General features: G+C 62.2%; 13 protein-coding genes and 1 pseudogene. 3 read left to right on the top strand and 11 right to left on the bottom strand.

Translation table 11 applies throughout. The features are described from left to right. On the top strand, positions 1–742 hold a 742-nt coding region (locus OUZ52_RS13865; RefSeq protein ID WP_266159004.1), incomplete at its 5' end, for an RICIN domain-containing protein. A gap of 109 nt (positions 743–851) precedes the next feature. On the opposite strand, the gene OUZ52_RS13870 is transcribed toward OUZ52_RS13865, so the two are convergent. The 11 genes and pseudogenes from OUZ52_RS13870 to OUZ52_RS13920 form a co-directional block, all read right to left on the bottom strand. Beyond that, on the bottom strand, positions 852–2,072 hold the full coding sequence (locus OUZ52_RS13870; RefSeq protein ID WP_266159005.1) for a type III PLP-dependent enzyme: 1,221 nt from the start codon (positions 2,070–2,072) through the stop codon (positions 852–854). Beyond that, positions 2,069–3,859 carry an IucA/IucC family protein gene (locus tag OUZ52_RS13875; protein WP_266159006.1) on the bottom strand — a complete coding sequence of 597 codons (1,791 nt, stop codon included), beginning with the start codon at positions 3,857–3,859 and terminating at the stop codon, positions 2,069–2,071. The genes OUZ52_RS13870 and OUZ52_RS13875 overlap by 4 nt, the downstream gene beginning before the upstream one ends. Continuing rightward, positions 3,837–5,018 carry an MFS transporter gene (locus OUZ52_RS13880; RefSeq protein ID WP_266159020.1) on the bottom strand — a complete coding sequence of 394 codons (1,182 nt, stop codon included), beginning with the start codon at positions 5,016–5,018 and terminating at the stop codon, positions 3,837–3,839. Before OUZ52_RS13880 ends, OUZ52_RS13875 begins: the two co-directional genes overlap by 23 nt. Beyond that, complete coding sequence (locus OUZ52_RS13885; protein ID WP_425493846.1) at positions 5,015–6,766, bottom strand: IucA/IucC family protein; 1,752 nt, start codon at positions 6,764–6,766, stop codon at positions 5,015–5,017. The genes OUZ52_RS13880 and OUZ52_RS13885 overlap by 4 nt, the downstream gene beginning before the upstream one ends. A gap of 6 nt (positions 6,767–6,772) precedes the next feature. Further along, positions 6,773–7,984: pseudogene (locus OUZ52_RS13890) on the bottom strand (ATP-grasp domain-containing protein); the annotation flags it as partial. A gap of 291 nt (positions 7,985–8,275) precedes the next feature. Further along, positions 8,276–10,336 (bottom strand): TonB-dependent receptor family protein, encoded by a 2,061-nt coding sequence (locus tag OUZ52_RS13895; protein WP_323135349.1) that lies wholly within the window; start codon positions 10,334–10,336, stop codon positions 8,276–8,278. Positions 10,337–10,414: 78 nt separating this feature from the next. Further along, positions 10,415–11,143, bottom strand: a complete 729-nt coding sequence (locus OUZ52_RS13900; RefSeq protein ID WP_266159007.1) for an HpcH/HpaI aldolase family protein — start codon at positions 11,141–11,143, stop codon at positions 10,415–10,417. A gap of 204 nt (positions 11,144–11,347) precedes the next feature. Continuing rightward, positions 11,348–13,177 carry a translational GTPase TypA gene (gene typA / locus OUZ52_RS13905; protein WP_266159009.1) on the bottom strand — a complete coding sequence of 610 codons (1,830 nt, stop codon included), beginning with the start codon at positions 13,175–13,177 and terminating at the stop codon, positions 11,348–11,350. 179 nt (positions 13,178–13,356) lie between these two features. Further along, positions 13,357–15,579: a pilin gene (locus OUZ52_RS13910; protein ID WP_266159010.1), complete on the bottom strand. Its 2,223-nt coding sequence runs from the start codon at positions 15,577–15,579 to the stop codon at positions 13,357–13,359. Between the two features lie 131 nt (positions 15,580–15,710). Further along, entirely contained in the window at positions 15,711–16,409 is a 699-nt protein-coding gene (locus tag OUZ52_RS13915; RefSeq protein ID WP_266159011.1) for an alpha/beta fold hydrolase, read from the bottom strand. 45 nt (positions 16,410–16,454) lie between these two features. Continuing rightward, positions 16,455–17,852: a GntP family permease gene (locus tag OUZ52_RS13920; RefSeq protein ID WP_266159012.1), complete on the bottom strand. Its 1,398-nt coding sequence runs from the start codon at positions 17,850–17,852 to the stop codon at positions 16,455–16,457. A 172-nt stretch (positions 17,853–18,024) separates the two neighbouring features. Here OUZ52_RS13920 and OUZ52_RS13925 point away from each other — a divergent pair, with 172 nt between their 5' ends. Both OUZ52_RS13925 and OUZ52_RS13930 read left to right on the top strand, forming a co-directional pair. After that, on the top strand, positions 18,025–20,244 hold the full coding sequence (locus OUZ52_RS13925) for a TonB-dependent receptor (RefSeq protein WP_266159013.1): 2,220 nt from the start codon (positions 18,025–18,027) through the stop codon (positions 20,242–20,244). A gap of 77 nt (positions 20,245–20,321) precedes the next feature. Further along, positions 20,322–21,347 carry an extracellular catalytic domain type 2 short-chain-length polyhydroxyalkanoate depolymerase gene (locus tag OUZ52_RS13930; protein ID WP_266159014.1) on the top strand — a complete coding sequence of 342 codons (1,026 nt, stop codon included), beginning with the start codon at positions 20,322–20,324 and terminating at the stop codon, positions 21,345–21,347. Positions 21,348–21,407 lie beyond the last annotated feature (60 nt).

Below are 21,407 nucleotides of genomic sequence, written 5' to 3' on the forward strand. Positions count from 1 at the left end.
GCATGAGTGGCAACAAGGTCATACCTATCGCTTTCATGTGGCCTACGAAGGCGATCAATGGTTGGGCGTGACAGTGACGGACCTGACCACCCAGGGATCGTTCAAGCTGGGCAGTATCCGTACGGCGTCCAACGGCATTTCGCCGAGCGGCATGGTCAATTGGACCGAGTATTTCGAATGGAGCTCGGCTGATTCCAATTGTTTCAACCAGCCTTATTCGAGCGCGGAATTCAGTTTGCCCGCGGGCAATGGCGGCAGTGCGATGGCGAGTATCTCCGGTACCAGCCTCAGCAAGACCTGCACGAGTTACAGCGAGGTCAAGACCACGGCGAATGGCAGCCTGCAACGCAATGCGATTGGCAATTCCTTGCGTGGCACGGTGATCGATGTCGCCGACCGTTGCGTGGATGCGCAGGGTGGGGCAACCAATAATGTGCCGGCGATTACCTATAGCTGCTCGGGTGGCGCCAATCAGGCCTGGGTGCTCGGGGTGGATCACACGCTGCGCCTGCAGAACAACCTGTGCCTGGATGTTGCCCATAGCAACACCGCGCCTGGCGCGCCGGTGATTGTCTACAACTGCAGCGGCAACCCCAATCAGCAATGGACTCAGGTGGGTGCTCAGTTGCGCAGCGATCTCTCTGGTCTGTGCCTGACCTCGTCGACCGCCGGTACGCAGTTGACCATGCAGAAGTGTGGTGCGGCGAATCAAAACTGGCGCTTGCCGTTGCCACAGAACTGATTCGCGTCCAAGACGGATCGAAGATGGTTTTTTGTCATGCCGTGTGAGGGCGGCGCCTGATTCAGTCAGGCGCCGCCCTCGTTAACGACGATGCCTGTGGTGCAGCGCGTTACCGCTGCGCATGCGACGGGCTCACTGGCTCACAGTCGAGAAAAAGCATTTGCGGCGGCGGATGCATCAAGAAGTTCTGGTGCGAGATATTCCACGCGTACGCTCCGGCCAGCGGAAACACCAGGCAATCGCCTGTGGCCAGTGCATCGACCTGCTGGGCGCGCGCAAGCATATCCTTCGGGGTGCATAGTTGGCCGACCAGGCTGACTTTTTCCCGTTCGATCGCGGCATCGCGATCGCCACGCCAGATCATAAAAGGGTGGTCGTGTCCTTGCGCCGCAGGCGTGCGGAAATGATGGGTGCCGCCACGGGCGATGGCGAAGTACTCGCCGTGATTGCGCTTGATGTCGAGTACCTGCATCACATAGTAACCGCAGCCGACGCTGACATACCGGCCTGGTTCGAAGCGCAGCCGCAGGTCGTCATCGCGCTGCACTTGTAAACGACGCAGGCCATCGCAGAAACGCTGCCAGTCGAATGATTGCCGCATATCCGCATAGTCGATGCCGAAACCGCCACCGGCATTGACCATGCGCACATCCAGGTCATAGCTGCTGCGCCAGCGCAACACGGTATCGAGATAGGCACGCACCAGCGCCAGCTGGATATCGGCATCGCGCTGATGCGACATCAAATGAAAATGAAACCCTTCCAATTGCAGCGACGGTGAATGGCGCAGTCGTTCCAGCGCCAGCGGCAAGGCTTCCTCGTCCATGCCGAACGGCGTGGGTTTGCCACCCATCATCAAACGGGTATCGCCGATGCCGGGCACGGCAATATTCATGCGCAAGAAGATCGGGACGCGGCGCCCGGCGCGGGCAGCGATATGCGCCAGACGATCCAGTTCGCCCAGGCTCTCCACATGCAGGGTGCAATGAGGCAATTCGACCGCCTGCGCCAGTTCGCTATCGAGTTTGCCGGGGCCGCCGAACAGCAACGGCCGTCCTGGCTGCTGTTGCTGCAGCCAGCGCAGTTCGCCGCCGGATGCCGCTTCGAAACCGTCGACGATGGGCGCCAGCGTTTGCAGTATCGGCGCTTCGGCATTCGCCTTGGCAGCGTAGTACAACTCGCAGCCCGCGGGCAGCGCGGTTTTCATCCACTGTGCATGCTGGCGCAGCGCTTGCAGGTCATAGATGTAGGCACAGACCGGCTCTGCCGATTGCCGTTGCAGTTGGGCGATGGCCTGTTCCACCCGCGCGTTGTGATGCGGATTGTTCATGTGGCCTCGCGCGCGGCGGTGCGCGAACCGATCGGGTTGGGCAGGTCGGTGTAGTCCGAGTCACGGTCGGCACGCTTGAACAAGCGTGTGCGCAGATTGTTTTTGCTGGGTATGGCTTTGCCGTGGAGTAATCCCTGCAATAGCGGTTGCTGGCCGAAGCGTTGCTGCCAGCGTTGCGCGATCTGCGCGATGATTTCCCACAGCCGTGCTTCCAGCCCGTGTTGTCTTGGCGCGTTGTCGGCGGCACATAGATGGAAGATGGCTTCGGCCAGGTTGTTCACCAGGGCGCAGTAGGCGACGCGTTTCCAGCCGAGATCTTGCGGATAGTGCAACGAGGCACGGGCGCGTTCGGACAGCTCGCCCAGCCGCTGCTCGGGCCATAGCTCCTGGACCAGCTTGGTGCCCTCCAGATCACGTACCCATACTCGCACCGGCAGGCCGCGGTCAAAGCCGATCATGGTGTTTTGCAAATGCGGTTCCAGCACCGCGCCGTGTTTGAAGAAGGCCAGCCAGACGCCATCGAGCAACAGCGATGCATACGCTTCGAACCAGCTCTCGACCGCGTGCGCATAACTGCCGCCATGGCTGGCGATATAGCGGTGCAGGATGTCCTGGCAGGCGCTGATGCCGTGACGGTCGGTGGCGAACAAGGCCCCGGCAACTTGTGGGCGATAACGTTCGCGCTGCAAGGCGGGCACGTTATCGCGGTAAAGCATGCCGAAGCTCTCGGTCAGCTCGCATAGTGCGGCGGCGTCGTCACCGACCGGGCTGAAATCCAGCGTGGTGGCGGCGGGTTCGACCAGCACTTCGAAGCCGGGCACGTGCGTGCGCACGTCACTCCACACGGGGTTGAGCAATTGGGTGAGGGCCACCGCGCTTTCCAGCTCGTACCAGGCGTTCTTGCGCACGCAGTTAGTCAGCCGCACATGGATCGATAGCTTGAGGAAGTAGTCGAGTTCGGGGTGATACATGGTGCGCACGGATGAGGTCGGCAGCAGTGCGGTGCCCAGCATGCCCAATGGCTCGATCCAGCCAAGTGCATGGGCCTTGCGCAGCAGCGGATTGGCGAGCAGGCGATCGACTTCCCAGGGATGGCAGGGATAGAGATTCGGTTCGCCGCTTATCCTGGTCAGCGTGGCATGCGTGTCGTGCCCATAAGTGCGCAGCAGGCGCGGGTCGATGCGAAACCAGTACAGCGGAAACGCGATGCGCGCTTCGGGCGAGCAGGCCAGGACTTCTTGCAGATCGACCCCTTCGCGGCTCTTTGGCGTGGGGTGCATGGCATGACCCCAGATCATGCTTTGCTCGGCATGGATCAGCGCATCGCTGGTCGATACCAGGCCGCGTTCTTCCGCCTGCTCGGCCAGCCCCAGCAATTCACGGGTGATGCTGAGGCTGTTGGCGCTTTGCGCCAGCAGTTCGGCATTGAAGCCGCATTCGGGCGCCAAGCGGTCGAGCAGGAAGTGCGTCGTGGCATGGGCATCGGCGGCGCGCCATGATTCGCCCGGGCTTTTCAAATACGGCGCCGACCGATAATCGCAGCGGCCCAGTTGGCTGACCCGGCCCACGCGTACGCACAGCAGATAGCCGGGTTGGGCAAAGCGGATGCGTACGAGTCGGCCACCGCCTTGCAAGAGTCCCACCGGCACGTTGTGGCCGCGATAGTCCATCTCGGCTTGTCCGCGCGGCAGGGCGAATTCACGCAGATAGCAATTCAGCCAGCAGGCGATCGCCTGTTGCTGCGCCAGCCCATCGAACCACTGTTCACGCATCGCTTGCTGATACATAGGTTTGCCTCTGCTTTAGGGATAGGAAGAGCAACGAAGCGGTGCCCAGCGCGGCGGCGCTAGCGATGGCGGCGATAAAAAAGGGCATCGCTAGGCCATAGCGATGAACCAAGGCACCCGCGGCGATGCCGCCGAGTGCGCCGGCCCATTTGCCGCAGGCATCGAATAGACCGAATAGACGTCCGGCCGACGCACCGGCTGCGCAGGCGCTCAACGAGCGATTGATGCCGCTGAAAGCCAGCAGCATGCCGATGCCGTACAGCACCCGCGCCGGTGCCAGCCATAGCGCCTGGCTCAACAAGCCGTGCGCGAGGCAGGCGGCAGCCAGCAGGCCGAGGCCGGCCAGCAGCGGCCGTTGCGGCGCCGGCGAGAGCGAGCGCAGCCACGGCAAGACCAGCAGATACACCAGATGCGGCAGGCTGTAGAGCAGGCCGGCGGTGCTGTCGCTGGCGACGCCAAGCTGTTCGCTATAGGGGATGAAATAGGGAAAGGTCACCACCATCGCGAAATAGAACAGGAACTGCACGGCCAGCAGTCCTTTCAGTTCGCGGCGGTCGCCCGGCACCATAGCGCCAGCGCTGGCTTTTTGGGTCTTGGCCGGTTGGCTGCTCACCGTGTCGACCGGCAATGTCCAGGTGAGGGCGAGGGCCAGTACGGGCAACAAAGCGAGGTAGCGGTATAGCTCCTGGGTCAGCCCCATGCCGGTGGCAAGGCCAAGCAATACCGGTGCGGTGACCATGGCTAGCCGCGCAGAAAACTGTGTCCAGTCCAGCGCACGCGATAGCGATTTGCCTTGCGACTGGGTCGATAGATACGCATTGGCCGCGGCCAGTGAGCCGCCGCAACTGCCTTGCACGATCAGCGCCAGCACGAACCACGCCAGGCTGGGGGCGAAGCCGGCCAGCACAAAACCGAAGGCCAGCCCGATTTGCGCACGCATCAGCGACAGCTTGCGGCCGTAGCGATCGGCCAGTCGTCCCCAGGTGGTGGCGGTAAGCGCGGTGCAGATGGTGGGCAGCACGTACAGCACGCCGACCAGCCAGTCCGGCGCGCCGGGCGCGAGGCTGGCCAGCACCCGGGGCATGAAGACCGGCATCCCCAAGGCGGTGAAGGCCGCCAGATAGTGCGCGGTAAGAACGGGGCCGAGAATGCGCATCAGTGGCCGCCAGCTGATGGCGCGGCATGCAGCGGCTTGGCGGACTTGGTGCCCGCCGTAAGCATGAAGTTCGGCCCGCTATCGCCATAGAACTTGTTGATGTCGGTCGCGCCGGTGGCTTGCTTGCTGAGCAAGCTGCCCGCACTGAGCAGGTATTTCACCGGCAGCCACGGCGCACTCAACAAGGCATGGGCGGGAGCGGTGTCGATGCCTTCCGCCTGCAAGGCCTGCAAGCTGCCGCGTAGGCTTTCGCGAAGCACGACGTACATCGGCTCGCGCAAGGCGGGGGCGTGTTCGGCCACGCCTTCCAGTACGGCCAGCAGATCGAGCTGCAGGGTGATGGTGCAGAACATGCGCGCGAGCGCGGTGTCGTCGGTTACGCGGATGCGCTCATCGCGTACGTCGCCCAGTGCGCCGATGTGCGGCAAACGTGCATGCAGGCGTGGCATCAGCACGCGAGCGGCATCGTTGTCTTTCATCAGCAGGCGCGGTGCCTGTCCTTGCCGATAGATCAGCACGGCGTTCTGCTGGTTGGCTTCGAGCGCGATGCCGTAGACCAGCCAGAGGCGAAGATGCACGTCGCAGAGCAGTGCGGCATAGGCGCGCCACCAGGCCATGACATCGCCACCATGGAAATGGTCAGCCAGATGCATGGCGAAAGGACGGCCATCAGGCATCTCGCCGCACAGGGCGGCGACGGCAACCAGGGTGTCTTGCTGCAGGGATGGATAGACGCGCACGAGATAGGCGAGGTGCTTGGCGTCGTCGACATGGCCGCCATGCGATTCGTTCACATGCACGTAGCGGTCATCCAGTGTCGGGTCGGCCTCGGCAATGGCATTCAAGACGCGTTCGAACCAGTGGCCGTCGTAAATCGTCGACGCCTTGATCAGCCGCAGATTCAGTGCGCCCAGCGTGCACATCAGCAAGGGCAGCTTGATGTGATGATCGGGATAGCTCACCGGCATCACCGTGCGTACCGACAGCGTGGGGCGCACGCGCAACCAGGTTTGCGGCGCGCGATAGGTATCCGCCGGCAAGTTGAAGGCGCCGTTATCGTGCAGTCGCGACCAGGTCAGCGGATGCACCGGCAAGGCGGTGTGCGTGGCTTCGAGCGCCTCGGGCAGGCCCAGCTCGCGCAGGCGTGGCCAGAACGGTGGTTGCTCGGTGGTCAATGTCAGCGCATCGCGCGGCACGGCCAACCAATGCAGTTCGAAGCTGGGATCGAACTCGGGCGCATAGGCGCGCATGTCCGCTTCGGCAAAGCCGGATTTGGCGCGTGCCGTGGGGTAGAACGGATGATCGCGGTAACTGGCGACCTGATCACATAGCAACGCGCGCTCGGCCCAGTCGGGGTGGGTCAGTGCTTGCTTCAAGGCATCGCCACGGCCGCGATAAGCCTCCGTACTGAGTGTGCGGTGTTGCGCCGCGCAGCTGGCTTCAGCGGCATAACCGCGATGCAAGGCCTGGGTCGCTTCATCCAGTCCATCGGCCAGCAGCGCCAGCCATGCTTCGGCGCCGAGTTCGAAGATGGCGCCCGTTTCAGCTTGACGTATCCAGCCATCGCCGACGGCGCTAATCGTTTGCATGTAATCGCTATGCCGCACCGGCAGCCATAGCGTGCCGCCGGGAAGCTGCGGAATACGCCACCACAGGTTTGACGCGTGCCGCCCGGCATGTGCATGCGCCCACGCCTGGTGAATGGTCTGCGGCGGTGTGGCGACTTGGCCTTGACTGACGATGCCGCGCACGTCTTCGCGCAGACAGCAATCGATGATGCGCCAGGCGATGTAGGCGCTGTCCGAGAGTGGCTGACGAGGCATCATGCTGTCGGCCCATGCGCTAAGCGTGCCGAGATAATCCTTGTTGGAACGGCTTAGCCGCAGCTGGTCACCGGCGTGACGCAGGCTGCGGTAATTTGCTTGCGCACGCTGCGTGCGATGGGCGCAGTCTTTGCTGGCGCTGACCAGCCGGCCCTCGTCGCGCGCGACGTAGTAGCGCACCAGGGCATGCTGTTGCGGTGCCGCCTCGGTGCCCAGCGGCTGACCGAGATGCAAACGGAGAATGCGCTCGAACCAGTGCTTGCCGTGCATCTGGTCGAGCATGAACTCGCGGCCGTCGCCGATGCTGCGGTAATTGATTTCGACCAGTACCGGCCCGCGTTCGGTGAGGATGAATTCGCTGTGGCAGACGCCAAAGTTGACGCCGAAGGCCAGCACTTGCGCCAATGCCTGTTCACGCTGGCGCAGGCCCGCCGGACCGTTCCAGCGCGCTTCCAGCTCGATAAAATGCGGTGGCTCCGACAGGCTGACATCGAAGCCGCCGATGGCCTGGGTACGGCGGCCGTCGCTCAGCGTTTCCAGGGTAAACAAGGGGCCCTGCAAAAAGCCTTCAAGCAAGACCGGACGACCCGGTTGACGCTGCCAGAGCTGGGCGACATAGGCTTGCACGTCCTCGACGGTGTGGCATAACTGCACATCCAGACTGGCGACACCTTCGCGCGGTTTGGCGATCAGTGGATAGGCTGCATCGGCGGGAATCGGCTGATCCGGCATCAAACTGTGGAACCACGGCGATGGCAGGCCGAGTTCTTTCAGCCGCTCGCGCATGGCGGCCTTGTTCTTGGCCGCATAGCACACGCGCCAATCCTTGCCGGGCAGCCCGAAGCCCTGTGCGACCAGGGCGGTAGCGGTTTGCAGATGATCGCTGTTGGAAAACACCGCGGCCGGGCGAATGCCGGCACCGCGCAAGACATCGATGACGCCCAGCGGATTGAACACATCGCATTCGATGATTTGCCGTGGCGCGCAGGCCGGTTCGCGGCTGAAGTATTCGAGGTGATCGAGGCGGTGATCGGTCAGCAACACCACCGGCAGCCCGAGCCGCTGTGCGGCGGGGAGAAAACCCTCGGTTACGGCGGCGTGCCGTACGTGGGTAAGAATCACCAGGGGAGATGTGTTCGTAGTCATGCTGTGCTCCGGGCGGCATGGACTGGTTTTGCTGCACAGTCCGCCAAATGAATAGGTGCCGGAGTACGCCGCAGTATCGCCGCGGGCACTCCATCGTTACGCCGCCCACAGCGGTACGCGCCGGGTTGCAAGCGTGGGGATGTTGCTTGGCTGGTGCGGCTGTGCCGCGACTGGCTACACAGGTGGGGAAAGCTGAAACACATATCCTTCCGAATCGACGCTGTCGCACAAGGCACAGCGAAGCCGCCGGGGTACTGCATGATCTGGCGCATCCTTGCTGCCGCTTATCGTTTAGAACGTGAGCTCCAGCCCGGCGGTAACGGAGCGCCCGGGCGCTGGCTGGCGACCCCACGGGCTGGTATCGATGCCACGGAACCAATACCGCTTGTCGAACATGTTGTTGACCGCCAGCGAGCCTTTCAGCACGGTGCTGCCGCGGGTTAGCAAGGTTTGCGTGAGCTGTGCGTTCCAGACCCAGTAGGACGGCAGCTGGCCGACCGAGGCGATGGGGTTTTCTGCCGGAGTATTGGCGGCGTCGCTATAGGCTTTGCTGAAGTAGTAGCTGGAGAGTGAGATCGCGGTGTTCCGCATGGTGTAGCTCGCGCCCAGGGTCAGCTGATTGCGCGATACATAAGGCACCTGCTTGCCGCTATAGACGCCCGACTTCTGGGTCGCATCGAGATAGGCGTAACCGACGCTGAGTTTGAGCTGGCGCAGGCCGGCGGGGGTCCAGTTCACTTCGGTTTCGGCGCCTTGGTGGCGCGTCTTGCCGAGGTTGCGATAGGTGCGGGTGGTGTTGTCCAGCTGGATCTGCTTATCGAAGTCGATGCGATAAAGATCGAAATTGACACTGAGGCTCTCGTTGGGCGTGTAGCGCACGCCGGTTTCGTAATTCCAGGCCAGCTCGGAATCGAGGTTGTTGCCGTAGATGATTTGCGTGACCTGTGGCGCGCGCAGCGAGCGCTGGGCATCGGCATACACGTACCAGTCGTTGCTGGCCTTGTAGCCGATCGTCAGTCCGGGCAGCAGGTTGCGCACATTGTTTTGCGTGCGGCTGCCATTGGCGCGATTGAGATAGGTCGAGTCGAGATGTTCGTAGCGCAAGCCAGGGGTGATGGTCAGCCGGTCTTCGTACAAACCCACCGCATTGCTGATGAAGGCCGACCATGCGCGGTCCTTGAACTTCCAGTCGCGTACCCGGGTGTAGACGCCGTTGTCCAAGCCGGTATTGCCGACGATAAAGCCGATGTCCTCGCGCACCGCGCGCAGGCCGGCAATCCATTGTTGCGTCACGCTGCCCGAGTCCATATGCAGGCTGAGCTGCGGCTGGGTGCCGTAGACGCTGAAATCGCGCGGTGCGCTTTGCAGCAATTGCGGCGGCAGGTCGGGGCGCCAGGTTTCCGTGGCGAGCCGGCGCATGCCGACGATGAAATTGCGCTGGCTCTGGGCGCTGAAGTTGCTCCAGCTGAACTGCGATTGGTCGAATGGTCCCCACGCGCCGAGGTCTTGCTGATAGGTCAGCGAGCTGCGTGTGGTGGCGCCGCTGAAGCGGTCCAGCGGGCGGGTGGCCTGGCGTGGGTTTTGGTTGTAGTCGGCCACCGACAAGGCGCCGGCCATATCCATGTTGGCGACATAGCGCTGCACGTCGGCCTTCAGCAATTTGTCGTCAGCAAGCCACCATTCGGCGCGCAGGCGGAAATTTTTCACGTCGGTGGCGCTGTGGTCGCGGAAGTACTGACCCTTGAGCCAGTCGGCATCCAATTGCAGGCCGAAGTTGGGGCTTAGATAACCGCCGGTGCTCAACGAGGTATCGCGGAGGAATTTCCCTTCGCCATAGGCGGTGATTTTTTCGCCGAGTACGGTGGTCCATTTTTCCGGGATCGGCTTGCTGACCAGATTGATCACACCGCCGACATTGTTGGGTCCGTACTGCACCGCCGCGCCGCCGCGCACGATGTCGATACGGTCGATTTGATTGATGGTGACCGGGAATAGCGAAAGACTGGTCTGTCCATACGGAGCGAGCGACAGCGGGATACCGTCCAGCAGCGTTTGCACCCGGCCGCTGCGGCTTTCGTACAAGCCGCGCAGCATGATTTGCGGCAACACGCCGGTGCCGGTTTCATCGAGAATTTTTACCCCGGGCACGTGCTGCAAGGCATCGTCGAGCGAGCGATTGCCGCCGTTGGCGAGCTGCTCGTGGCCGATCACCTGGCGGCTGCCTGCATAGGTGCGTACATCTTCGGACTTGGATGCGCCAAGTACATTGCCTTTGACGACGACGGCATCCAGCACGCGTGGCTTGTTCGGGTCGTTGCGGTCGTCGGCGCAGGCATAGCCGGATATCAATATCAGGCTGATGGCCAGGCCAAGACGGTTTGCTCGGATCACTCCATTCACTTCTCTAAACTCCGGGATACAGGGCAGGTCTTACTCGCCGCGCAGGGTGTTCACGCGCTGGCGCAAGGTGTTTTGCAGCAGGCTGCGATCCTCGCCGGCAAGCAGCCACTGGGTGCCTTGGGTAGCCCAGTAGCTGCGTTGCTCCTCATTGCGTGGATTGGCGCAGAAGGGGACGCCGGCATCGCGGCAGTGTTCGTCGATTTTCCGTAAAGACGTCCATACCTCGGGGTGCAGCGGCAGCGGCCCGAGGCCGAGGTCGAGCGCCAGATCCAGGGCGCCTTCCATCACCAGCGAGATGCCCGGTACGGCGAGGATCTGCGGCAGCGCGCGGATGCCGGCGGCGCTTTCGATCATCGGCACAATGCGAATGTCTTGATTGGCCCGGGCGATGTAATCGGGTAATGCGACCTTGCCGAAGCCGGTCACCCGGCCACCGGTGATGCCACGACGACCGAGCGGAGGGAAGCGGGCGGCGTTGACCGCCAGCGCTGCTTCGGCGGCGCTTTCCAGGCGCGGGATGACGATGCCTTTGGCGCCGGCGTCGAGCACCCGGCCGATCAGTTTGGCATCGACCTCGGGTACCCGGACCCAGGGCTCGCAGCCGCCGAGTTCGCAGGCGCGGATGGCGTGCTGCAGTTGATCCGGCGAAACCAGCAGGTGCTCCAGGTCGAGCACGATGAAGTCATAACCGGCATGGCCGATCATTTCGCACAGCAAGGGTGCGGGTAGGGCGTTGAGCAGTCCGACAAAGGGGGGCATGGGCGATGCGCACGTGCGAGTTGCGTTGCAACATACAGTTAATGCGAATCGTTATCAATAGCAATCGCAATGACTCGAGCTGATTCTGCGCACGGATGCGCGAGGCCGACCATGGCGGGTTGTCATCGTGCGCCTCGGCTTGCTGATGGCCAGGCATAAAAAAAGACCGCCTCGCGGCGGTCTTTTCGTGGGCTAGGTGGCGAATCAACCGCCGCGCGAAGCCTTCTTGCGATCGTTCTCGGTGAGATGCTTCTTACGCAGACGGATTTCCTTCGGCGTGATCTCGACCAGCTCGTCGTCGTCAATGAAGTCCAGTGCCTGTTCCAGCGAGAACTTGATCGCCGGGGTCAGCTGGATCGCATCGTCCTTGCCGGAGGCGCGCATATTGGTCAGCGGCTTGGGCTTGATCGCGTTGACGGTGAGGTCGTTGTCTTTAGCGTGAATGCCGATGAGCTGGCCTTCATAGACCGAGTCGCCTTCGGCGGCGAACAGCTTGCCGCGTTCCTGCAACGGCCCGAGCGAGTAGGCTGGGGTGGTGCCGGGGGCATTGGCGATCATCACGCCGTTCTTGCGCTTGGCGATCGGGCCGTCTTCCTTCGGACCGTAATGGTCGAAGACATGGAACAGCAGGCCCGAACCCTGGGTCAGCGTCTTGAACTCGTTCTGGAAGCCGATCAGGCCGCGCGCCGGGATTTCGTAATCGAGGCGAACGCGTCCCTTGCCGTCCGATTCCATGTTCTTCAGCTGGCCCTTACGCGAGCCGAGCTTCTCCATGACGCTGCCCTGGTGGATTTCTTCCACGTCGACCACCAGCTGCTCGATCGGCTCCATCTTGGCGCCGTCGATTTCCTTGATGATGACTTCAGGACGCGACACGGCCAGCTCGTAGCCCTCGCGACGCATGTTTTCGATCAGCACCGACAAGTGCAGCTCGCCACGGCCGGAGACCAGGAATTTATCCGCGTCGGCGCCTTCTTCGACTTTCAGCGCGACGTTGTGCAGCGTTTCGCGCTCCAGGCGCTCGCGCAGCTGGCGGCTGGTGATGAACTTGCCGCCGCTGTGATCTTTGTTGCCGGCGAAGGGCGAGTTGTTGACCTGGAAGGTCATGCTGATCATCGGCTCGTCGACGGTCAGTGCCGGCAACGCCTCGGGGGTATCCAGCGCGCAGACGGTGTCGGAGATGCTTAGATCCTGCACGCCGGAGATGGCGATGATGTCGCCGGCTTCGGCTTCCTCGACCTCGATGCGCTCTAGGCCCATGAAGCCGAGCACTTGCTGCACCTTGCCCTGGCGCTTCTTGCCTTCGCGGTCGACGACGCTGACCTGCATGTTTTTGCGCAGTTTGCCGCGCTGCACCCGGCCGATGCCGATCAGGCCGACGAAGTTGTTGTAGTCGAGCTGGCTGATGCGCATCTGGAACGGGCCTTCCGGATCGACGTCCGGCTTGCTCACGTGCTGCATGATGGCTTCGTACAGCGGGGTCATGTCGCCTTCGCGGGTCTCGCTGTCCAGGCTGGCGTAGCCGTGCAGGGCGGAGGCGTAGACGATCGGGAAATCGAGCTGTTCATTGGTGGCGCCGAGGCGGTCGAACAAGTCGAACACCTGGTCGACGACCCAGTCAGGGCGCGCGCCGGGGCGGTCAACCTTGTTCACCACGACGATCGGCTTAAAGCCCATCTGGAACGCTTTCTGGGTGACGAAGCGGGTTTGCGGCATCGGGCCGTCCATCGCATCGACCAGCAGCAGCACGGAGTCGACCATCGACAGCACGCGCTCCACTTCGCCGCCGAAGTCAGCATGGCCTGGGGTGTCGACGATATTGATGCGGTTGTCGCGCCAGGTGATGGCGGTGTTCTTGGCAAGGATCGTGATGCCACGTTCCTTTTCCTGGTCGTTGCTGTCCATCACGCGCTCAGCCAGCACGGTGCGCTCGGAGAGCGTTCCCGACTGTTTCAGCAGCTGATCGACCAGCGTGGTCTTGCCGTGATCGACGTGGGCGACGATGGCGATATTGCGCAGTTTTTCGATAGACATGGGATCGACTCGGGCGGCGTAGAGCCGTCTCGTGGGTTTCTGAAGGGCGAATCGGTCGATTATACGGGCTTGTGTGACAAGTTGTCTGCGTTACGTACTTTTGCCGCCTGAATGGGTGCTTCAGAAACGATCGACCCGGCACGTGGCCGGGTCGATTCGAGCAATGTTTGCCTAAGCCCTCAAGGCTGCTTGCAGCCCTTGGGCAGGTCTTTATCGGCGATTTCATCCGATTTGCACGACCAGCTCCAGCCATCGGCGGAGTTGTGTTTGGGCACCAGGGTGAAGCTCTTGTCGCTCAGTCGGGCATTGGCGCCGTGCGGCAGCGTGGGGCCGAAGTGCACTTCGATCGCGCCTTCGGGCTGCACCGCCACGCGATCCACATACTGCCCGCTGATCTCGCCGGGGGCGTCGAGTCCGGCCTGGGCATTGTCTTTGGGCCAGCGGCCCTTGCTTTCGCGGTAGCTGCTGAGGGCGACCTTGACGCCTTCGGCCAGGGTCAGGCCCTCATTGGCCTGGGAGCGCACGGTGTAATCCTCATAAGCGGGAATGGCGACAGCCGCACCGATGGCCATCACCGCCACCGTAGTCATCGCGCCGCCACTACCGAGGGCCTCGAAGGGCTGCTGCTCGTAGGTGATGCTTAGTGATAAATCGTCGCTGCTGGCGCCCAGGCTGGCACCCAATACACCCTGGCTGGGCAGCTTGAACGAATAGGCCGCCGGCAGCGCCATCAGGTCGCCGGCTTGCTGGCCGCTGAGGTCATTCAAGGCCTGCAACAGTTGCAGGTAGGTGTAATAGGCATTGCGCTGGGCATCGCGCGAGACCGTGGTGAAGGCCAGCAGGTTTTGCTGGCCCTGCCAGGCTTGCGCGCTCAGCCAGGTGCCGATGTTGGTGTCGAGCTTGGCCGCATGGCGGTCGGCAAGCATCTGCGGCAGCTGCGCAAAAATCAGGTAGTCGCCGTCCTCGACCCAATACAGGTGGGTGCCCAGGCGTGTCATCAGAGTTTTCAGTGCGCCACTGCTGAGCTTGTCGTCGGGTGCCGGCATGTCAGGCGTGGTGACGGTGAGTGCGTGGACGGTCATGCCATCGAGTGACTGCGTGGCGTAGCTGCCATGCATACGCTTGCTGAGCTCGGGCAGGGCGGCATAAAAGGCCTTGCGGTCGTTGCTGCGCACGGCGGTGTACGTGCCGGCTTCGTCCTGGAAAATCACCAGCTCCGGGCCAAACCACTTGGACAGGTCAGCCATGCTGAAGCCGAGTTTCTGCTGCATGTCGGCCGAGGCCTTGCGCACGCTGGCTGCATTCTCCGCACCGAAATCAAGCGATAGATTGTGTTCGATCAAGTCGGCCTGCTCGACGCTGGGCAGGGCCAGATTCATCACCCAGCGCGGCTGCCCCGCGGTGTTGAAATCGGCCTTGAACTGCTTGGGTGCGAGATAGCTGAGCAAACGCGCCTGCGGTGCGTGCACGATCAGCTGCATGCGGCCATGGCCGTCGACCGTGCCGGCACCGAACGCGATGCTTTCGGTTTTGGCGGTGATGTCGCCGGGCAAGGTGCCGGCCTTATCGGTGGGGATGCTGCTGGCGGCGATGCCGCCGACGCCGCGCAGGGCAAACCAGCCGAACAGGCCTTGGCCGGACTGATCGATCTTCAGCTCTTGCGCAGCCAGGGCTTTGGCGTTGTCGCTATCGTTCTTGGTTTTCTGCAGCTCTTCGAGCAGGTTGGCGAGTTGCGCCGGCGGTACTTCATCCTTGCCGCCGAATACAAACAATCGGCCGCTGGCGGTATCGAAATGCACCAGCGGACCGCTGGCGAGCTTGCCGTCGCCTTTGTCATCCAGCGGCGCCGCCAGTTTCAAACCGGCAGCTTCGAGCTGGCTAAAGCGGGCGTTGAGTTCAGCGACGGTCTTCTGCGCGATACGCAGGGAGATCAGGGCGTGCGAGCCGGGCGACATAAAGCCGATCGGGTCGATCAAGGCTACTTCGACCGGTGAGCGCAGGTCGGCCAGCAAGGGCAACAGATAAGGGGTGACACCGGCATCGGCGAGCACCTTGTCTTTGGCAATCGCCTCGCGCAGCGCCGCGACGGCTTTCAAGTGTTGCTCGCTGGCCATGGCGGCATCCAGCGGACGGCCATTGGGTACCGCGCCCAGCATGCCCCAGGGCGAGGGAATACGCAGATACGCCACGGTGCTGTTCGGCAGGTGGTTGCGCAGCCATGCCGGTTGCGACAACTCGGCCTGGGCGCGCTGGATGGCGGCGGCGTCGACGGTGTTGGAGGGCTCGCGATGGCAGGCGCTGATCGCCAGGCCCGCTGTCAGCACGGTGGCAATCATCCAGCGCCGCGAAGCAAGGCGGCCTGAGATAGAGCGACGCGGCGTAAAGCGTAGTGGGGTGTTCATTCCATGACTCTCCAGATAGTCAACGCGTAATAATCGCGACGAGAGTCGTTTACACGGACGTCCTCCCTGACGCGGCAACGGCGGAGCCTAGCATGATGCCGGGCCCCGCCGCCGCTTTGACCGTGCGCCAGCTATTGCAGCAAATTCAATTGATCGCTGGCGGTAAGCCAGAGCAGCTGATAGTGGCCATAGGGGTAGGTCAGGCTGCTGTCCTCGCCGTCGATGGTCGAGGTATGCACGCCGCCCACCGTGCACACGCCGTAGTAGCAATTGATTTCGTCGACCCATGACTTGATCGAGACCATGCGCGTGCCGAATCGATGCCCGGCCATGCCGTCGAGGAAGGGGCTGTTTACTGACAGGCCCCAGCTGCCGCAGGTCAGCGTGGGGACGTTGAACGGATAGGTGCCGCACGACCACAAGCCATGAAAGGCCCCGGCGATACCGACAAACACATCGACCTTGCTGGCCACGCCGAGTTTGTCGACCTCAAGGGCGGCCAGCGTGGCGCCCATGGAATGGCCGATGACATCGATATGCCCGGTGCAGGAACTGGCAATGGCGCTGGTGATTGCATTGCGCACCGGTGTTTCTTCGCTGCCGTTGTGGTCATTGCAGGCGGCGCAGTAAGGGTTGCCCCAGGCCGGTGCGTAGATCTGCGCATCGCTGTAGCCGTTCTGGATCAGCAGGTTGTAGGTGTTTTGAAAATCGCTGGGGCTGCCGGTATTGCCGTGCACCAGCACGACGTTGTCGACACAGGCTGCATGCAGGCCGAAACACGGTGCCAGCAGCAGGAACAACCAAGTCAAGACGCGTTTCTTGATGGACATCGCTCGCTCTCCCTTCGTGCGTTGGACTGTCGAGTTGCGTCGCGGCTACACCAGTCCAGTCAGATAGAACGCGACGATCACGACGAACACCGCCAAGGTCTTGATGACGGTGATCGCGAAAATGTCTCGATACGATTGCCGGTGGCTCAGCCCGGTCACGGCGAGCAAGGTGATCACGGCGCCGTTGTGCGGCAGCGTGTCCATGCCGCCGGAGGCCATGGCCGCCACCCGATGCAAGACCTGCATCGGAATGCCTGCCGCTTGCGCATTGTGGACAAAGGTCTCGGCCATCGCGCCCAGGGCGATGCTCATGCCGCCCGAGGCTGAGCCGGTAATCCCGGCCAGCGCCGTAACGGTGACGGCTTCGTTGACCAGCGGGTTGGGAATCGCATGCAAGGCATCGGCGACCAGCTTGAAGCCGGGCAGCGCGGCGATCACCGCGCCGAAGCCATATTCCGAGGCGGTATTCATCGAGGCCAGCAACGCGCCACTGACCGCCGCCTTGCTGCCTTCGGCCAGCTGCCGCGAGACCGCTCGCCAGGCAAACACCAGCACACAAAGAATGCCGAGCAGCAGGGCGCCTTCTACCGCCCAGATCGCCGAAACTTTGGAAACCTCTTGCACCACTGGTGGCGCCTTGCCGACGACCGCCGGAATGAAAGACTGGGTGCTGCCATACCACTGGGGAATCGCATCGGTAAGCAGCTTGTTGGCGACGCCCACCAGCACCAGCGGCAATAGCGCCAACAGTGGATGGGCCAGCGTGTCGCCATCGAAGGGTGCCGGCTCGTTAAGCAAATTATGGCCATAGCCTTCGCCTGCGGCGGCGGCTTGGCGGCGGCGTGATTCCAGGTAAAGCAAGCCGACGGCCACGATGAACACCGAACCCAGCGTGCCCAGCCATGGCGCGGCCCAGGTGGTGGTGCCAAAAAAAGAGGTGGGGATGAGGTTCTGGATTTGCGGCGTGCCCGGCAGCGAATCCATGGTGAAGGTAAATGCGCCCAAGGCGATGGTGCCGGGGATCAGGCGTTTGGGAATCTGCGCCTGGCGAAACAGCTCGGCGGCAAACGGGTACACCGCGAACACCACGACAAACAGCGACACGCCGCCGTAGGTGAGCAGGGCGCAGACCAGCACGATCGACAACATCGCGCGGCTGCGCCCGAGCAGGCCGATGGTGGCCGCGACGATGGCCTTGGAGAAACCCGACAGTTCGATCAGCTTGCCAAATACCGCGCCGAGCATGAAGACCGGAAAATACAGTTTGAGAAAGACCACCATCTTGTCCATGAACAAGCCGGTGAACATCGGCGCGACCAAGGCCGGATCGGTCAGCAGCACCGCGCCCAGCGCGGCGATCGGTGCAAACAGAATCACGCTGTAGCCGCGGTATGCCGCGAACATCAGAAAGCACAGCGCGGCCAGCACGATCAGGAATGCCATCGAAGGAGTTTGTCCGCAGAGATGTGGTGGCGAATGCCGATGAGGGGTGAGTATCCGCGTATGCCACGGGCCACGGCACTGTACGAAGGTACAAGTGCCGCGCTGGCCGCTGCCGCCTAATCTTCATGGCATCGGCATCCGGGGGAAGGGTGCGTCTAGGGTGAGGGGCAACATGAAACGCACGTATTTGAGTCTGGCCATGAGTGTGGTGTTCAGCATGGCCGGTGCCGCGCCGCTGTATGCGCAGCAAGCAGCGGTCGACAACACTGTCGCTAAACAGGCTGATGCCAAGCAACTCGGCGAGGTAAAGGTCACCGCGCGCAAGCGCGAGGAAACCTTGCAGGATGTGCCGATCGCGGTAAGCGCATTCACCGCCGCTTCGCTGTTCAATCAGAACGTACAAAACCTGAGCGACCTGCAAGGCAAGGTGCCGTCGTTGCAGGTTTATGCGGCGCGTGGTTCCAACACCACACTGACCGCCTATATCCGCGGCATCGGCCAGGCCGACCCGACCTGGGGTTTCGATCCGGCCGTGGGTATTTATCTCGACGATGTTTATATGGCGCGGCCGCAAGGCGCCTTGCTCGATGTCTTCGACGTCAATCGCATCGAAGTGCTGCGCGGCCCGCAAGGCAGCCTGTACGGCAAGAACACCATCGGCGGTGCGATTAAATACGTTTCCAATCCGTTGCCGACCAGCACCGGCGGCTCGGTGGAGGGCACGCTGGGCACCCATGGTGAAAAAGACCTCAAGGCGAACGTCGGCGGTGCCACGGCGGACGGTGTATGGCGTGCGCGCGTAGCGGTGGCCAGCGAACACAATGACGGATTCGGTAAAGACATCACCACAGGCAGCCGCAACGGCAACAAGAACACCAATGCCGGCCGCGCCAGCCTGGGCTTTTTTCCCTCCAACACCTTTAATGCGCAGCTGACGGTGGATGGCTTGCGCGATAACTCCAATCCGCGCGGCGCCAAGATGCTGGCGGTGAATAAGCTGGACCCGAAGTACCAGCCATTGCCCGGCGATTTTGACACCCGCAGCGGCATGGCCCAGCTCAATCACACCGAGTTGAAAGGGGCGGCCTTGACGCTGAACTGGATCGCCAGCCAGGCATGGACGCTGAAGTCGATCACCGCCTATCGCGATTCATCGACGAATACCAATATCGACTTCGATACCTTGCCGGAGAAGATCGCCGACGTGAACGCGGTCTATAAGGATCATCAGTTCAGCCAAGAGCTGCAGGCCAATTACGATTCTGGCGATACCGTGCACGGGGTGTTTGGGTTGTATTACTTCAAGGGTGCGGCCAGCGGGCAGATTCACAATATTTTCCTCGGCTCGCCGCCGTACAGCACGCTGGGCCTGGCGCAGTACGGCAGCACCGGTGGCCGCATGGGTACCAAGAGCTATGCCGCCTATGGCGACTTCAGCTGGGATTTCGCGCCGCAATGGAGCCTGGACGTAGGCGCGCGTCTTACCGAGGAAACCAAGACCGCGCTGATCCAGAACTATGCGTTTGCCGACGGCAGTTTCCAGACGCCGGTAGCGACACTGGCCAACTTCAGCGGATCGCATACCTCGCGCAATGCGTCGCCAAAGCTGTCGCTGTCGTGGAGTGTCAGCGATCAAATCAAGTTGTATGCCAGCTATAGCGAAGGCTTTCATTCGGGCGGCTATAACATTCGCGCCAACTGCGTCGCGATACCCAGCTCGTGCAAGCCGATCAATGACGAGAAGGTGCAGGCCTATGAACTGGGCAGCAAGATGACCTTCTTCGACGATCGCCTGATGATGAATACCTCACTGTTTCGCAACGTGTACTCCGATATCCAGCTGTCGGTGTTCACCTCGTATACCTTGCCTAATGGCAGCCAGGGTTTCTTTGGCGACTTCACCAATGCCGGCAAGGGCCATATCGATGGCCTGGAAGAAGAGTTCGCCTGGAAGCCGGCCGAAAACTGGACCTTTAGCGGTAATTTTTCCTACCTGCATACCAAGTACACGCAGTTCCTCAGCAGCGGGGTGAACATCGCCGATACGCAACGCTTTACCAATGCGCCGAAATGGTCAGGCGGCCTGGCGCTGGAGCACAGCTATCCGTTGGCTAACGGCGGCAGTCTCAGCGGGCGCATCAATTACACCTATCAGAGCATGGTGTATCCGGAGACAACGTTGTCGCCGCTGGTGGCGCAGCCGTCTTATGGTCTGTGGAATGCCGGTCTGATCTGGCAGGTCAGCGATCCGTGGACGCTTAGCCTGCAAGGCACCAACCTGGCGAATAAGTCGTATCGCACGACCGGCTACAACATTGCGGCACTGGGTATTGTCACGGGTTTCTATGGCGCGCCGCGCATGGTGACCTTGACCGCGCGCTATAAATTTTGACGAGATGGATTTCTTGGTCTGGGCAGGGAAGCCCCCGACTGATCCGTAGGACTGGCTTGACGACTAGGGTGAATGCGATGCGCTGGATCAATGTGGTGTGGCTAGGCTTGTTGGCGGCGGGCAGTGCGGCTCATGCAGGCGAGCTGGCGCCGCTGCCGAAACTCAAACTGGATCAAGCCAGGATCGCGGTGGCTGGGCTATCGTCGGGTGCCTATATGGCGACCCAGGCGCAGCTGGCTTATCCAGAGATTTTTCCGGCGGCGGCCTTGGTGGCTGGCGGCCCCTACGGTTGTGCCGGCGGCAAACTGGATGTCGCCTTGAGTGCCTGCATGAAAGGTGTGCCGGCGCCGGATGTTGCCGCCCTGGTAAGCCGGGCGGCGCTGCGCTCGGCGGCGGGCGAGATCGGTGCCTTGAAGGATCTCGCACACGCCCGCGTCTATCTGTTGCATGGCAAGGACGACAAGGTCGTAGCGCCGCTAGTGGCCGAGTCGGCCGCCCGTTTCTATGAGCAGCTGCGCGACGGTACGGCTGGCTTGAAGACGCTGCAGGTGCATGACGATGGCGAGCGGGTTTTTGCGCATAACCTGCCGATTGCCGTCAGTGGTGACGACTGCGACAAGTCGGTCACGCCCTATCTGGGGCGTTGCGGATTCGATGCGGCGGGTGAGATTTTCAACCAGCTTTACGGCAAGCCCGCACACGCGGCAAGCGAGCCCAAAGGTGAGTTGCGCCGCTTCGATCAGAATGCGTTCCGTCCTGGCGGTAGCGATGCCTTGCTTGCCGCCGAGGGTTATGTGTACCTGCCGCCGAGTTGTCTGGCGGGCAAGTCGTGCGGCTTGCTGGTGGCGTTTCACGGCTGCAAGCAGAATGCCGATGCGGTGGGCGAGGCCTTTGTCAAAGACGCCGGCTTCAATCGCTGGGCCGATGTCTACGGGGTGGCCGTGTTATATCCTCAGACCCGCGCAAGCATGGCGCCTTTGAATCCGCAGGCATGTTGGGACTGGTGGGGATATTCGGGAGCCGACTACGACAGCCGTCACGGCGTGCAGTTGCGCTGGCTGATGGGTGTGATGAGCGCGCTGGGCATGCCGCCACGGCATTGAAGCCGGGTTTTGCCGCCCTTGCCGCGCGCATGATTGGCCGGCGAGGGGCCTGCGATAAAC

The sequence above is a fragment of the Dyella silvatica genome (assembly GCF_026283955.1).
GTDB lineage: Bacteria > Pseudomonadota > Gammaproteobacteria > Xanthomonadales > Rhodanobacteraceae > Dyella_C > Dyella_C silvatica.

Excerpts from the sequence above, each read along its gene's own strand:
- OUZ52_RS13870 (WP_266159005.1), bottom strand. The coding sequence starts at position 2,072 with ATGAACAATCCGCATCACAACGCGCGGGTGGAACAGGCCATCGCCCAA.
- OUZ52_RS13875 (WP_266159006.1), bottom strand. The coding sequence starts at position 3,859 with ATGTATCAGCAAGCGATGCGTGAACAGTGGTTCGATGGGCTGGCGCAG.
- OUZ52_RS13900 (WP_266159007.1), bottom strand. The coding sequence starts at position 11,143 with ATGCCCCCCTTTGTCGGACTGCTCAACGCCCTACCCGCACCCTTGCTG.
- typA (WP_266159009.1), bottom strand. The coding sequence starts at position 13,177 with ATGTCTATCGAAAAACTGCGCAATATCGCCATCGTCGCCCACGTCGAT.
- OUZ52_RS13910 (WP_266159010.1), bottom strand. The coding sequence starts at position 15,579 with ATGAACACCCCACTACGCTTTACGCCGCGTCGCTCTATCTCAGGCCGC.
- OUZ52_RS13915 (WP_266159011.1), bottom strand. The coding sequence starts at position 16,409 with ATGTCCATCAAGAAACGCGTCTTGACTTGGTTGTTCCTGCTGCTGGCA.
- OUZ52_RS13920 (WP_266159012.1), bottom strand. The coding sequence starts at position 17,852 with ATGGCATTCCTGATCGTGCTGGCCGCGCTGTGCTTTCTGATGTTCGCG.
- OUZ52_RS13925 (WP_266159013.1), top strand. The coding sequence starts at position 18,025 with ATGAAACGCACGTATTTGAGTCTGGCCATGAGTGTGGTGTTCAGCATG.
- OUZ52_RS13930 (WP_266159014.1), top strand. The coding sequence starts at position 20,322 with ATGCGCTGGATCAATGTGGTGTGGCTAGGCTTGTTGGCGGCGGGCAGT.